Source organism: Achromobacter sp. FW305-C-28, assembly GCF_058783235.1.
The window spans coordinates 912,059-924,614 of sequence record NZ_JBYSYL010000001.1 but is presented as its reverse complement, the minus strand read 5'-3'; the positions used below and the strand labels follow the sequence as shown (position 1 = coordinate 924,614).

Genomic DNA, 12,556 nt, shown 5'->3' with positions numbered 1-12,556 from the left:
CCTATTTCGTGGCCCGCATCCCAAAGCAGCCACACGCCAGAACCCGGCCCGCGATCCATTCAGCCCGCCAAGGTTCCGGCAGCGAGCCCCAAGCCGATGCCTGGGGCCGCAACCCCGCAGCCACCCCCGCGCGCAAGCAAAACATGAGAATGCGCAAAGGATCGGCAGCGGTTATGCGTTAGTGTCATGCATGACTCGGCACGCGGACAGGACGCGATGCGTTACAGCACTCTCGTCCGGTCTACGCGGCATGCACTGCGCAGCAATTCCCATAACAAGAACTTGAAAGAGAACACACCATGAATACTCGTTTCACTACCTCGGACCTGATCCGACGCCCGGCTCATACCAAGCTGGACAACATGCCGATCCATATCGGCGACATCGTTTACCTGCAACCGGCGAACGGCCCGGCCATCCGCGCCACCGTGATCTTCAACGCGCCGATCGACGGCACGACCACGTACACCACGGAAGTCGTGCCTTGCGGAGCGCCTGCGCAAAAGGCCCCTGGCCAGCGCATCCGCTTCCGTCACGAGCACGTGCATCGCATCGAACCGGTGCGTCGCGCCGCGCGTTAAGCAGGTAACCGGCCATCGGCAGCGTCTGATCGGCGCTGCCGGGCCAGCCCGACTGGGCCAACCCCGAATGGGCCAGATCAAATCCGCCGCGGTTGAACCCGCGGCGGCTTCATTTGTGCGTGATAAAGTCGCAAGCAACGCAGTCTTGGCGAGAGCTTCATGCAAAACAACCGGCAGGCCATCCGCATCTGGGACCTTCCCACCCGCCTCTTTCATTGGGCGCTGGTCGTCTGCATTGTCGGCGCCTTCATCAGCGTCAAGCTCGGTGGCCTGTACATGGATTGGCATGTGCGCTTCGGCTGTACGGCACTGGGCCTGATCATCTTTCGCGTGCTGTGGGGCGTTGTCGGCCCACGCTATGCGCGCTTCGCCCAGTTCGTGCGCGGCCCGCGCGCCGTGGCGGGCTACCTCAAGGGCGCCGCCGCCCCTGCCGGCCACAATCCGCTGGGCGCACTGTCGGTGCTGGCACTGCTGGTGGTCATCGGGTTCCAGGCCGTCAGCGGCCTGTTCACCACCGACGACATCATGACGCAGGGCCCGCTGTTCGGCCACGTCAGCGAAGCCACCTCCGGCCTGCTGACCTCGTGGCACAAGCTCAACGAATGGGTCATCATCGGCCTGGTCGCGCTGCATCTGCTGGCCGTGGCCTGGTATGCCGTGGTGCGCCGCAAGCGCCTGGTGCGCGCCATCATCACCGGCAATGTCGACCCCAAGGACGTGCCGCCCGGCACGCCGCCCACGCAAGACGGGCTGGCGGTGTGGCTGCGCGCGCTGATCCTGGGCGCCTGCGTCACCGCGCTGGTGCTGTGGATCCGGTCGCTCGAGATCGCAGCCGACATGTCGTTTTCATAGCACCCAGGCGGGACAGACCGTTGTCGCGATCGTGACGCGGCTGCCCACGCCCCACCCTTCTGCGCCCCAGTCGCCAAAAAGAAAGCCCCTCTGCCGAGGGGCTTTCGCTTGCCAGCCCGCGCCGCGAGCGCGGGATAGCGACTTACTTCTTCTTGCGGTACGCGTCGTGGCAGGCCTTGCAGCTGGCGCCCACGTCGCCGAACGCGGCGCGCAGCTTGTCCAGGTCGCCGGCGTCGGCGGCGGCCGACAGCTTGACGATGTTGTCCTGGAAGGCCTGCTGCTTCTGCTTGAAGCCGGCAGCGTCGCTCCAGATTTCCGGACGGGCGTCGCCGCCTTCCGTACCTGCGCCAAAGGCCGTCCACGGCAGCGCCGACAGCGTCTTGAGCACCTCGACGTTGGCCTTGATCTGGGCGGCGTCGTAAGGCGCCTGGCCCTTCATCACCGGCGCCATGCGGCCAAAGTGCGAGGCCATCAGGGTCAAGGCCGACTGGCGGTACTTGACGGCGTCTTCAGGCTTGGCGAACTGCGCATGGGCGGAGGTCGCCAGCAGCGGCCCGACGGTCATACAGGCCAGCGCAGCGAGCGTGGACAACTTCTTCATTGCAATCTCCCGTAAGGTCAACAAGAATGCCGCGCGCAGGCGCGCGGCAGGGCGACTATACCGCCCGGGCCAGCTCCGCAGCCAGGCCGATATACGAACGCGGGGTCATCGTCAGCAGGCGGGCCTTGGGCTCGTCCGGCAGCGCCAGGCCCTGGATGAATTCTCGCAGGGCTTCTTCGGTAATGCCCTTGCCGCGCGTCAAGGCCTTGAGCTGTTCGTAGGGCTGCGGCAGGCCGTAGCGGCGCATGACGGTCTGCACCGGCTCGGCCAGCACTTCCCAGCAGGCGTCGATGTCGGCGTCGATGGCGGCCACGTTCACTTCCAGCTTGCCCAGGCCGCGCATGCAGGCATCCCAGGCCACCAGGCAATAGCCCAGGCCCACGCCCAGGTTGCGCAGCACGGTGGAGTCGGTCAGGTCACGCTGCCAGCGGGAGATCGGCAGCTTGTCCGACAGGTGGCGCAGCACGGCGTTGGCCAGGCCCAGGTTGCCTTCGGAATTCTCGAAGTCGATCGGGTTGACCTTGTGCGGCATGGTGGACGAGCCGACTTCGCCGTCCTTGAGGCGCTGCTTGAAGTAGCCCAGGGCGACGTAGCCCCAGATGTCGCGATCCAGATCGAGCACGATGATGTTGGCGCGCACCACGGCGTCGAACAGCGCCGACATCCAGTCGTGCGGTTCGATCTGGATGGTGTGGCGGTTTTGCGTCAGGCCCAGGCCGGCCAGCACGCGCTGGCTGAAGGCGGGCCAGTCGATTTCCGGGTAGGCCGACAGGTGGGCGTTGTAGTTGCCGGTGGCGCCGTTGAGCTTGGCCAGCGGTTCGACCGCTTCGACGGCGGCGATGGCGCGGTTCAGGCGCGCGGCGACGTTGGCGAATTCCTTGCCCAGCGTGGTGGGGCTGGCGGGCTGGCCGTGGGTGCGCGACAACATGGGCTGGTCGGCCTGGGCCACCGCCATGTCGTTGAGCCTGGCGGCGATTTCACGCAGGCGCGGCAGCACTACTTCGCTGCGGGCGCGCGACAGCATCAGCGCGTGCGAGGTGTTGTTGATGTCTTCGGAGGTGCAGGCGAAATGGATGAATTCGGCCGCGCGCGCCAGTTCGGCGTCATCGGCGACTTTTTCCTTGAGCCAGTATTCCACCGCCTTGACATCGTGGTTGGTGACGCGTTCGATGTCCTTGATGCGGGCGGCATCGGCTTCGGAGAAGTCGCGCACCAGTTGCTGCAGGCGGTCGCGGGCGGCTTGCGAAAATGCGGGCAGCTCGGGCAGGCCGGCGTCGGAGAGGGCCACCAGCCAGGCCACCTCGACTTCGACGCGATGGGCCATGAAACCGGCCTCGGAAAGCAGCCCGCGCAGCGCGTCGCCGCGGGAGGCGTATCGGCCATCCAGTGGCGAAAGGGCATTAAGTTGGCTAAGCTGGTCGGCGATTTGCATGGTCTGGGAAAGAAAAAGCTGCGGATGGGAAAACCCGGCGATTTTATCATTCAGGGCCGTGCAACATTGTGGCAAACTGAACGGGATTCCGTCCTGCGGACGGTTTGACCGTCATGCGGCCTGCTATACTTCGGCCGCTTTCCGACTCCGCTTGTAAATCCATGAAACTGATCGGCTCGCTTACCAGTCCATACGTGCGCAAAGTGCGTATCGTCATGGCCGAGAAAAAGCTGGATTACCGGCTTGAACTCGAAAACGTCTGGTCCGCCGACACGCAGATCCAAACGTACAACCCGCTGGGCAAGGTGCCCTGCCTGGTCATGGAAGATGGCGGCGCCCTGTTCGACTCGCGCGTCATCGTCGAATACCTGGACACCTTGTCGCCCGTTGCCCGCCTGATTCCCCAGCCGGGCCGCGACCGTGCGGCCGTCAAATGCTGGGAAGCCATCGCCGACGGGCTGCTCGACGCCTGCGTCACGATCGTCAAGGAAAAGCAGCGCCCCGAAGCGCAGCGCAGCCCTGAATGGATCGAACGCCAATACGGCAAGATCCGCGCCAGCCTGGATGCCATGAATAAAAGCCTGGGCGACAACGCCCACTGCATGGGCATCAACTACAGCCTGGCCGATATCGCCGTGGGCTGCGCCCTGGGCTACCTGGACCTGCGCTTCGCCGAACTCGACTGGCGCGCCAGCCAATCCAACCTGGCGCGTCTGTACGACAAGCTGTCGCAGCGCCAATCGTTCATGGACACGGTTCCCAAGACCGCCTGACGCGGCCCTGACGCCTCTCCGCCCGAACCGCTCCGGCCGCCTTGCGCGGCCGGTTTCACGTCCGGCCCTCGCGGCGCCGGACGCGTGCCAGCCCTGTCAGCCTGCCGCGTAGGTCTGCCAGGCCTTGGACAGCATGTAGGCCGCCAGTGCAAACAGCAAGCAGGCGAACACGCGCTTCAGGGTCGCCACCGGCAAGCGGTGCGCCATGCGCGCACCCAGCGGCGCCGTCAGCACGCTGGTGCACACCAGCGCCAACAGCGCCGGCCAATAGATGAAACCCAGCATGCCCGGCCGGCTGGCGGCCTCGTTCAAGCCCGACACGATGTAGCCGGCGCTGTTGGCCAGCGCGATGGGAAATCCCAGCGCCGCAGACGTGGACACCGCGTTGTGCAACGCCACGTTGCACCAGACCATGAAGGGCACCGACAGGAAGCCGCCGCCCGCCCCTACCAGCCCCGACAGGAAGCCGATGCCGGCGCCCGCCGCGCTGGTGCCGGCAATGCCGGGCATCTGGCGACTGGGCTTGGGCTTCTTGTTGCGCAGCATGCTCCAGCCGGAATAGCCCACGAACAGCGCGAAGAACAACGACAGCCAGAAGGTGCTGAGCGCCGCGAACACCGCGCCGCCTGACAGCAGGCCGCCGATGATGATGCCGGGGGCCATCGCCCAGACGATGCCCCACTTGATCGTGCCCTTCTGCTGGTGGGCGCGCACACTGGAGATGGAGGTGAACAGGATCGAGGTCATCGACGTGGCGATCGCCGCGTGCACCACCAGGTCGGGCGCCATGCCTTTCCAGGCAAACAGCATGGTCAGGAACGGCACCAGCACCATGCCCCCGCCGATGCCCAGCAATCCCGCCAGAAAACCCGTCACGCCGCCCAGGACCAACAGGCACAACACCATCGTTACATCCACATCCCTCTCCTCGTTATCGGTTTTTATCGTTCTACCAAATGCCAGGCCCCGGGGGCGCAATGCCCGCGGGGCCTGGCAGGACCTGCCGGTGCCGCATCGGAGCCCGCAGGCCCCCGGCGACGTCTACACGATGATGCCACCGCCCAGGCAGACATCGCCATCGTAAAGCACGGCCGACTGGCCGGGCGTGACGGCCCACTGGGGTTCGGTGAAATCCAGGACGAAGGCGTCACCCTCGGCTTGGCCGAGGCTGCAGGCAGCGTCGGCCTGGCGATAGCGCGTCTTGGCGCCATAGCTGCCCGCCACAGGCGGGTGCCCGGCCACCCAGCTGGCGTCTTGCGCCCGCAGCGAACCGGACAGCAGCCAGGGATGATCGTGCCCCTGCACCACATAGAGAATGTTGCGTTCGAGATCCTTGCGCGCCACGTACCAGGCTTCGGCCGTACCGTCTTCGCGCTGGCGGCCCTTCACGCCGCCCACGCCCAGGCCCTTGCGCTGGCCCAGCGTGTAGAAAGACAGGCCTTCGTGGCGTCCGACTTTCTGCCCTTCCGGCGTCAGGATCGGGCCCGGTTCGGTGGGCAGGTAGCGATTCAGGAATTCGCGGAACGGGCGCTCGCCGATGAAGCAGATGCCGGTGGAATCCTTCTTGGCCGCATTGTGCAGGCCAATCTCGTGCGCGATGCGGCGCACTTCGGTCTTGTGGATCTCGCCCAGCGGGAACAGCGTGCGCGACAGCTGCGCCTGGTTCAGCCGGTGCAGGAAATAGCTCTGGTCTTTCGAGCCGTCCAGCGCCTTGAGCAGCTGGAACTGCGAGCCGCCGCCTGCGGCCGGCACTTCACGCACGCGGGCGTAGTGGCCCGTGGCGATGTGCTCTGCGCCCAGCGCCATGGCGTGGTCAAGGAAGGCCTTGAACTTGATCTCGGCGTTGCACAGCACGTCTGGATTGGGCGTGCGTCCGGCCGAATACTCGCGCAGGAATTCCGCGAACACGCGGTCTTTGTATTCGGCAGCGAAATTGACGAATTCGAATTCCACGCCGACCAGGTCGGCCACGCTGGCCGCGTCCAGCAGGTCTTGCCGGGTGGAGCAGTATTCGGAATCGTCGTCGTCTTCCCAGTTCTTCATGAACAGGCCGACGACCTCGTAGCCTTGCTGCTTGAGCAGCCAGGCGGTGACCGAAGAATCGACCCCGCCGGACATGCCGACGACAACGCGGCCTTTCTTGGTGGATATTTGACTCATGATGGGGCCATTTTACTGTGGGCTGGCGGCTTCCTGCGGTTGCGGCTCGGCCGCCCGCGAAACCTCCATCAGCCAGGTGCGAAACGCCTGCAGGGTCGGCAAGTTGGCCTTCTGGTCGGGATAGCACAGGTAGTAACCCATGCGGGCGCGGATCGGCAGCTGGATGGCGACCGCCAGCTTGCCATCGCGCAGCTCGTCCTCGATCAGGCAGCGCGGAATCAGCGCCACGCCGAAACCGGCGGCGGCAGCCTGCGACAGCAACGCATATTGGTCAAAGCGCGCGCCTTCCAGGCTGCGGCGGGTATCGCAGCCGGCCTGCTCGAACCAGTCGCGCCAGCCCTCCAGGGCCGACGTATGGTGCAGCAGCGGATAGGCCAGCAGGTCTGGCGGCGCATCGCAGCCCCCGGGAATCAGGCGCGGGCTACAGACCGGCAGGATTTCACGGCCGACGATATAGTCGGCGCCGCTGCCGGGCCAGATGCCTTCGCCAAATCGCACGGCGGCATCGAGCTCGGGGGTGGAAAAGTCGTAGCCCTGGCGGTGCGGCAGGAATTCGACGTGGATGTCGGGGCGCAGCCGCATGAAGGCCGTCAGGCGCGGGATCAGCCAGCGCGCGCCGAAGGTCGGCATACAGGTCAGGTTGAGCGTGCCGCCCTGCCCCTGGTGTGCGATCAGCTCGACGGTGGCGGCCTCGATCTGGCCCAGCCCGGCCTGCACCTTGGTCAGGTAGCTGCGGCCGGCTTCGGTCAGGACCAGCCCTTGCCTGATCCGCAGGAATAGTTCGACCCCGACGAACTCTTCCAGGTGTTTCACTTGCTTACTGACCGCGCCCTGCGTCACGCACAATTCCTGGGCGGCGCGGGTAAAGCTGCTGTGCCTGGCGGCCACTTCAAACGCCTGCAGGTCGGTCAACGAAGGACAGAACCGTCTCATGTCGCAGAACTCCCATGCCCGGTCCGGCAGGCGCAAAGTTACAAAAAGAAACTTCGCCGCAAAAGAGGCATGAAAAAAAGTCATAGCTTACGGAGAAACTTTCGTTTGCGCAAACCCGCCCCGCACGAAAGAATCGCCCTGTTTGCGTCTGCCTTTGCGCATCCGCGTTCCAATTCATAGGGGAATTCATGCAACGCCGTAATGTAGTCCTGGGCCTGTGTGTCGCTGCCGCGACCCTGGCCACGCCGCTGACCTCGAGCATCGCCCATGCCGAAGATGCCTACCCGAGCAAGCCGATCCGACTGATCGTGCCGTTCCCGCCCGGAGGCACCACCGACATCGTCGGCCGCCTGTTCGCCGACAAGCTGGGCAAGGAACTGAATCAGACCGTCGTGGTGGAAAACCGCGGCGGCGCCGGCGGCTCGATCGGCAGCGCGTTTGTCGCCAGCAGCGCACCGGACGGCTACGTGCTGGGTATCGCCACCGTCAGCACGCACGGCATCAATCCGGCCATCTACCCGAACCTGCCGTTCGATGGCGAAAAGGACTTCACGCCGGTCTCGAACCTGGCCGCCGTGCCGAACATCATGACCATCAACCCGAAGGTGCAGGCCAAGAACATGGCCGAGTTCATCAAGCTGGCCAAGAGCCAGCCGGGCAAGCTGACGTACGCCTCGGCCGGCAATGGCTCGGTGTCGCACATGATGGGCGAGCTGTTCAAGATGGCCTCGGGCACCGACCTGATGCACGTGCCGTACCGCGGCGTGGGCCCGGCGCTGAACGACGCGCTGGCCGGCCAGGTCGACGTCATGTATGACAACCTGCCGTCCACCCTGCCGCACGTACAGTCCGGCCGCCTGATCGCCATGGCCGTCGCCGCGCCCAAGCGCGTGGCCAGCCTGCCCGACGTGCCCACGTTCGCCGAAGTCGGCCTGCCGGCCGTCAACGATGCGTCCTGGTTTGGCCTGGTCGCCCCGGCCAAGCTGCCCGAGCCCATCCTGGCCAAGCTGAATGCCGCCGTTCAGAAGGTCAGCGCCGAACCCGACGTCAAGACGCGCCTGGAAGCGCTGGGCGCCGAACCGGCCGCCAACAGCTCGGCTGACTTTGCCAAGCAGATCTCGGCGGAAATCGCCAAGAACAAGCGCATCGCCAAAGAAGCCAACGTGAAGATCGACTAAGCGATCTTCGGTCCCCGTCCCGCGCGCTCAGCGTCCGGCGGGGACCTCCGATTCACGAACGCAACACCCCTATATGCGAATTTCCCAACCCCTGTCTTACCGGCTCGACCTTCCGCAGCAATATCCGAATTCGGCGCCCTCGGCCCCTCTCGTGCTGGACTCCCCGCACAGCGGCACCGCCTACCCGCCCGACTTCGCGCCCGCGGTGGCTTTCGGCGCATTGCGCACGGCCGAGGACACCTGGGTTGACGACCTGTGGGGCGACGCCGTCGACATGGGCGTGCCCATGATCGCCGCCGGCTTCCCGCGCGCCTACATCGACGCCAATCGCGCCCCCGACGAAATCGACCAACTGCTGCTGGACCAGCCGTGGCCCGGCCCGGTCAACGCCTCGCCCAAGGTCAAGCTGGGCAAGGGCCTGATCTGGCGCATGCTGGACGACGGCACCCCGCTGTACGACCGCAAGCTCACCGTGGAAGAAGTCACGCACCGCATCGAAGCCTGCTGGAAGCCTTACCACGCCGCCCTGGGCCAGGTGCTGGACAGCGCCCACCAGAAGTTCGGCAAGGTCTGGCACATCAACTGCCACTCGATGCCCAGCGTTGCCGGCGCGTACGCCACCGACCGCCCCGGCCTGGTCCACCCCGACTTCGTGCTGGGCGACCGCGACGGCAGCACCAGCGATCCGGCCTTCCGTGAATTCATCGCCGCGTGGCTGCGCGAGCGCGGCTACAACGTCACCGTGAACGACCCCTACAAGGGTGTCGAACTGGTGCGCGCGTTCGGCCGCCCCGACGAAGGCCGCCACAGCCTGCAGATCGAGATCAACCGCAATCTGTACATGGACGAAATCAGCCTGCGTCCGTCGGCCAACTACGGCCGCCTGAAAGCCGACCTGCGCGACCTCACCGCCGCGCTGATCGACTGGACTCGCGCGCAGACGGCCTGACGCCGGACGCCTGCGCGTCAGTGCCGGCCAGCAGCTCATCAGACTGGCCGGTATGACCGGGGCGCAAGCCCCAAAGCCCCATGGTTAACCCCATGGGGCTTTCTTTTGGGCGGCCGGGCCGTCCGCGGGCGGGGCAGTGTATAACTACGGCGAACCTTCTCAGGAGAGGCGTCGTATGCACATCGGGATACCCAAAGAAACCCGAGACGGGGAAACCCGTGTCGCAGCAACACCGGAAACCGTCAAGAAGTACGTCGGCGGCAAACACACCGTAGTCGTTGAACGTGGTGCGGGCAGCGCCGCGCGCTATCTCGATGACGCCTACGAGGCCGCGGGCGCCACGCTCGGCACCGCCCAGGATGCGCTGGGGGCCGAGCTGGTCATGAAGGTTCGCGCTCCCTCTCCCGCCGAATTGCCGCAGATGAAATCGGGCACCGTCGTCATCGGCATGCTCGATCCGTTCGACGCCGAAGGCCTCGCGCAGATGGCCGGCGCCGGCCTGGTCGGCTTCGCGCTGGAAGCCGCGCCCCGCATCACCCGCGCGCAAAGCCTGGACGTGCTGTCGTCACAGGCCAACCTGGCTGGCTACAAGGCCGTGCTGCTCGCGGCCCACCACTACGGCCGCCTGATCCCCATGATGATGACCGCCGCGGGCACGCTCAAGGCTGCCCGCGCCGTGGTGCTGGGCACCGGCGTGGCCGGCCTGCAGGCCATTGCCACGGCCAAGCGCCTGGGCGCGGTGGTCGAGGCGTCCGACGTACGCCCCGCCGCGCGTGAGCAGGTCGAATCGCTGGGCGCCAAGTTCATCGACGTGCCCTTCGAAACCGACGAAGAGCGCGAGATCGCGCAAGGCGTGGGCGGCTACGCGCGGCCGATGCCGCCGGCCTGGATGGCGCGGCAGGCGGCGCTGGTGTCCGAACGCTGCAAGCAGGCCGACATCGTCGTCACCACCGCACTGATTCCCGGTCGCCCGGCGCCCACGCTGGTCTCGGCGGACACGGTCGCGGCCATGAAGCCCGGCTCGGTGCTGGTGGACCTGGCGGTCGAGCGCGGCGGCAACTGCCCGCTGTCCGAGAAAGGCAAGGTGGTGGAAAAGCACGGCGTGACCCTCATCGGCCTGACCAACCTGCCGGGCCTGGTGGCCACCGATGCGTCGGCGCTCTACGCCCGCAACATCCTCGACTTCCTGAAACTCATCATCAATGCGGACGGCGCGCTGGCGATCCAGCGCGACGATGAAATCGTGGCGGCCTGCCTGGTATGCGAAGGCGGCAATGTGACGCGGAGGAACTGACAGCATGGAAGCGATCAACCCCACCCTGATGAATCTCATCATCTTCGTGCTGGCCATCTATGTCGGCTACCACGTGGTCTGGAACGTCACCCCGGCACTGCATACGCCGCTGATGGCCGTCACCAACGCCATCTCGGCCATCATCATCGTCGGCGCCATGCTGGCGGCCGCGCTGACCGAAGGCGGACTGGCGCGTGGCATGGGCGTGTTTGCCGTGGCGCTGGCCGCGGTCAACGTGTTCGGCGGCTTCCTCGTCACCCGCCGCATGCTGGAGATGTTCAAGAAAAAGGACAGGAAGCCCGCCAAGGAGGAAGCGAAATGATCTCGCTCAACCTCGTCACGCTGCTGTACCTGATCGCCTCGGTGTGCTTCATCCAGGCGCTCAAGGGTCTGTCGCATCCCACCACGTCGCGGCTGGGCAACGCCTTCGGCATGGCCGGCATGGCGATCGCCGTGCTGACCACCGGCGCCCTCATCGTCGGCCTGGCGCGCTCCGGCACGGCCACCATCGGGCTGGGCTGGGTGCTGCTGGGCCTGCTGGTGGGCGGATCGATCGGCACGCTGATGGCCAAGCGCGTCGAAATGACCAAGATGCCCGAACTGGTCGCCTTCATGCACAGCATGATCGGCCTGGCGGCCGTGGCCATCGCGGTGGCCGTGGTGGCCGAGCCCCACGCCTTCGGCATCGTCGCCGCCGGCACGCTGATTCCCACCGGCAACCGCTTCGAGCTGTTCATCGGCACCTTCGTCGGCGCCATCACCTTCTCGGGTTCCGTCATCGCCTTCGGCAAGCTGTCCGGCAAGTACAAGTTCCGGCTGTTCCAGGGCGCGCCGGTCGTGTTCCCGGGCCAGCACATGCTGAACCTGGCTCTGGCGCTGCTGATGCTGGCCATGGGCGTGTGGTTCATGCTGACCCAGGCCTGGACGCCCTTCGTCATCATGACCCTGATCGCCTTCGTGCTGGGCGTGCTGATCATTATCCCCATCGGCGGCGCCGACATGCCTGTGGTGGTGTCGATGCTGAACAGCTATTCGGGATGGGCGGCGGCGGGCATCGGCTTCTCGCTGAACAACCCGATGCTGATCATCGCGGGGTCGCTCGTGGGTTCGTCAGGCGCCATCCTCTCGTACATCATGTGCAAGGCGATGAACCGGTCGTTCTTCAACGTGATCCTGGGCGGCTTCGGCGGCCAGGCCGGCGCCGCCGCGGACGCGGGCGGCACCGCGCAGCGCAGCGTCAAGTCGGGCAGCCCCGACGACGCGGCGTTCCTCATGACCAACGCCGAAAGCGTGACCATCGTGCCGGGCTACGGCCTGGCCGTGGCCCGCGCGCAGCATGCGCTCAAGGAACTGGCTGAAAAGCTCACCGAGCGCGGCGTGACGGTCAAGTACGCCATCCACCCGGTTGCCGGTCGCATGCCCGGCCACATGAACGTGTTGCTGGCCGAGGCCGAAGTGCCCTACGACCAGGTCTTCGAAATGGAAGACATCAACAGCGAGTTCGGCCAGACCGACGTGGTGCTGGTGCTGGGAGCCAACGACGTAGTCAATCCGGCCGCCAAGAACGACCCCAAGTCGCCGATTGCCGGCATGCCCATCCTGGAAGCCTACAAGGCCCGCACGGTGATCGTGAACAAGCGCTCGATGGCCTCCGGCTACGCCGGCCTGGACAACGAACTGTTCTACATGGACCGCACCATGATGGTCTTTGGCGACGCCAAGAAGGTGCTCGAAGACATGGTCAAGGCCGTGGAATGACGCGGGCGCCTGCCACGGCGCTGTCCAGCAAGGCGGCGCGATAAG

Annotated in this window: 14 protein-coding genes; 9 read left to right on the top strand and 5 right to left on the bottom strand. The window is 65.9% G+C overall.

Going from position 1 to position 12,556, the window contains the following annotated elements; translation table 11 throughout:
• The first annotated feature begins 299 nt into the window (after positions 1-299).
• Both AC3WMR_RS04270 and AC3WMR_RS04265 read left to right on the top strand, forming a co-directional pair.
• A complete protein-coding gene (locus tag AC3WMR_RS04270) occupies positions 300-581 on the top strand; it encodes a hypothetical protein (protein WP_025140340.1) in 282 nt (93 codons plus the stop codon).
• Between the two features lie 159 nt (positions 582-740).
• Entirely contained in the window at positions 741-1,433 is a 693-nt protein-coding gene (locus tag AC3WMR_RS04265) for a cytochrome b/b6 domain-containing protein (RefSeq protein ID WP_492262765.1), read from the top strand.
• Positions 1,434-1,575: 142 nt separating this feature from the next.
• On the opposite strand, the gene AC3WMR_RS04260 is transcribed toward AC3WMR_RS04265, so the two are convergent.
• Positions 1,576-2,034, bottom strand: a complete 459-nt coding sequence (locus tag AC3WMR_RS04260; RefSeq protein WP_175193970.1) for a c-type cytochrome — start codon at positions 2,032-2,034, stop codon at positions 1,576-1,578.
• Between the two features lie 55 nt (positions 2,035-2,089).
• Entirely contained in the window at positions 2,090-3,421 is a 1,332-nt protein-coding gene (gene purB, locus AC3WMR_RS04255; RefSeq protein ID WP_492262869.1) for an adenylosuccinate lyase, read from the bottom strand.
• On the opposite strand from purB, the gene AC3WMR_RS04250 reads away from it, so the two are divergent.
• Complete coding sequence (locus AC3WMR_RS04250) at positions 3,350-3,574, top strand: hypothetical protein (RefSeq protein ID WP_492262874.1); 225 nt, start codon at positions 3,350-3,352, stop codon at positions 3,572-3,574. The two genes, purB and AC3WMR_RS04250, sit on opposite strands and share 72 nt — an antisense overlap.
• A 53-nt stretch (positions 3,575-3,627) precedes the next feature.
• Positions 3,628-4,239: a glutathione S-transferase gene (locus AC3WMR_RS04245; RefSeq protein ID WP_492262764.1), complete on the top strand. Its 612-nt coding sequence runs from the start codon at positions 3,628-3,630 to the stop codon at positions 4,237-4,239.
• 96 nt (positions 4,240-4,335) lie between these two features.
• Here AC3WMR_RS04245 and AC3WMR_RS04240 read toward each other — a convergent pair whose 3' ends face one another.
• The 3 genes from AC3WMR_RS04240 to gcvA all read right to left on the bottom strand — a co-directional run bounded on the left by AC3WMR_RS04240 (position 4,336) and on the right by gcvA (position 7,332).
• Positions 4,336-5,157 carry a sulfite exporter TauE/SafE family protein gene (locus AC3WMR_RS04240; RefSeq protein ID WP_175217283.1) on the bottom strand — a complete coding sequence of 274 codons (822 nt, stop codon included), beginning with the start codon at positions 5,155-5,157 and terminating at the stop codon, positions 4,336-4,338.
• Positions 5,158-5,280: 123 nt separating this feature from the next.
• Positions 5,281-6,399: a tRNA 2-thiouridine(34) synthase MnmA gene (gene mnmA, locus AC3WMR_RS04235; protein ID WP_175217282.1), complete on the bottom strand. Its 1,119-nt coding sequence runs from the start codon at positions 6,397-6,399 to the stop codon at positions 5,281-5,283.
• Positions 6,400-6,411: 12 nt separating this feature from the next.
• Positions 6,412-7,332, bottom strand: a complete 921-nt coding sequence (gene gcvA, locus AC3WMR_RS04230; RefSeq protein WP_492262763.1) for a transcriptional regulator GcvA — start codon at positions 7,330-7,332, stop codon at positions 6,412-6,414.
• A 188-nt stretch (positions 7,333-7,520) separates the two neighbouring features.
• Here gcvA and AC3WMR_RS04225 point away from each other — a divergent pair, with 188 nt between their 5' ends.
• The 5 genes from AC3WMR_RS04225 to AC3WMR_RS04205 all read left to right on the top strand — a co-directional run bounded on the left by AC3WMR_RS04225 (position 7,521) and on the right by AC3WMR_RS04205 (position 12,511).
• Positions 7,521-8,510 carry a Bug family tripartite tricarboxylate transporter substrate binding protein gene (locus tag AC3WMR_RS04225; protein WP_492262762.1) on the top strand — a complete coding sequence of 330 codons (990 nt, stop codon included), beginning with the start codon at positions 7,521-7,523 and terminating at the stop codon, positions 8,508-8,510.
• Between the two features lie 73 nt (positions 8,511-8,583).
• Positions 8,584-9,459: an N-formylglutamate amidohydrolase gene (locus AC3WMR_RS04220; protein ID WP_492262761.1), complete on the top strand. Its 876-nt coding sequence runs from the start codon at positions 8,584-8,586 to the stop codon at positions 9,457-9,459.
• A gap of 175 nt (positions 9,460-9,634) precedes the next feature.
• Positions 9,635-10,753 carry a Re/Si-specific NAD(P)(+) transhydrogenase subunit alpha gene (locus AC3WMR_RS04215; protein WP_492262760.1) on the top strand — a complete coding sequence of 373 codons (1,119 nt, stop codon included), beginning with the start codon at positions 9,635-9,637 and terminating at the stop codon, positions 10,751-10,753.
• A gap of 4 nt (positions 10,754-10,757) precedes the next feature.
• Positions 10,758-11,075 carry an NAD(P) transhydrogenase subunit alpha part 2 gene (locus tag AC3WMR_RS04210; protein WP_006388447.1) on the top strand — a complete coding sequence of 106 codons (318 nt, stop codon included), beginning with the start codon at positions 10,758-10,760 and terminating at the stop codon, positions 11,073-11,075.
• Positions 11,072-12,511 (top strand): NAD(P)(+) transhydrogenase (Re/Si-specific) subunit beta, encoded by a 1,440-nt coding sequence (locus AC3WMR_RS04205; protein WP_492262759.1) that lies wholly within the window; start codon positions 11,072-11,074, stop codon positions 12,509-12,511. Before AC3WMR_RS04210 ends, AC3WMR_RS04205 begins: the two co-directional genes overlap by 4 nt.
• Positions 12,512-12,556 lie beyond the last annotated feature (45 nt).

Excerpts from the sequence above, each read along its gene's own strand:
- AC3WMR_RS04215 (WP_492262760.1), top strand. The coding sequence starts at position 9,635 with ATGCACATCGGGATACCCAAAGAAACCCGAGACGGGGAAACCCGTGTC.
- AC3WMR_RS04205 (WP_492262759.1), top strand. The coding sequence starts at position 11,072 with ATGATCTCGCTCAACCTCGTCACGCTGCTGTACCTGATCGCCTCGGTG.
- mnmA (WP_175217282.1), bottom strand. The coding sequence starts at position 6,399 with ATGAGTCAAATATCCACCAAGAAAGGCCGCGTTGTCGTCGGCATGTCC.
- AC3WMR_RS04220 (WP_492262761.1), top strand. The coding sequence starts at position 8,584 with ATGCGAATTTCCCAACCCCTGTCTTACCGGCTCGACCTTCCGCAGCAA.
- gcvA (WP_492262763.1), bottom strand. The coding sequence starts at position 7,332 with ATGAGACGGTTCTGTCCTTCGTTGACCGACCTGCAGGCGTTTGAAGTG.
- AC3WMR_RS04210 (WP_006388447.1), top strand. The coding sequence starts at position 10,758 with ATGGAAGCGATCAACCCCACCCTGATGAATCTCATCATCTTCGTGCTG.
- AC3WMR_RS04250 (WP_492262874.1), top strand. The coding sequence starts at position 3,350 with ATGGGCCATGAAACCGGCCTCGGAAAGCAGCCCGCGCAGCGCGTCGCC.
- AC3WMR_RS04270 (WP_025140340.1), top strand. The coding sequence starts at position 300 with ATGAATACTCGTTTCACTACCTCGGACCTGATCCGACGCCCGGCTCAT.
- AC3WMR_RS04260 (WP_175193970.1), bottom strand. The coding sequence starts at position 2,034 with ATGAAGAAGTTGTCCACGCTCGCTGCGCTGGCCTGTATGACCGTCGGG.
- AC3WMR_RS04225 (WP_492262762.1), top strand. The coding sequence starts at position 7,521 with ATGCAACGCCGTAATGTAGTCCTGGGCCTGTGTGTCGCTGCCGCGACC.
- AC3WMR_RS04265 (WP_492262765.1), top strand. The coding sequence starts at position 741 with ATGCAAAACAACCGGCAGGCCATCCGCATCTGGGACCTTCCCACCCGC.
- AC3WMR_RS04245 (WP_492262764.1), top strand. The coding sequence starts at position 3,628 with ATGAAACTGATCGGCTCGCTTACCAGTCCATACGTGCGCAAAGTGCGT.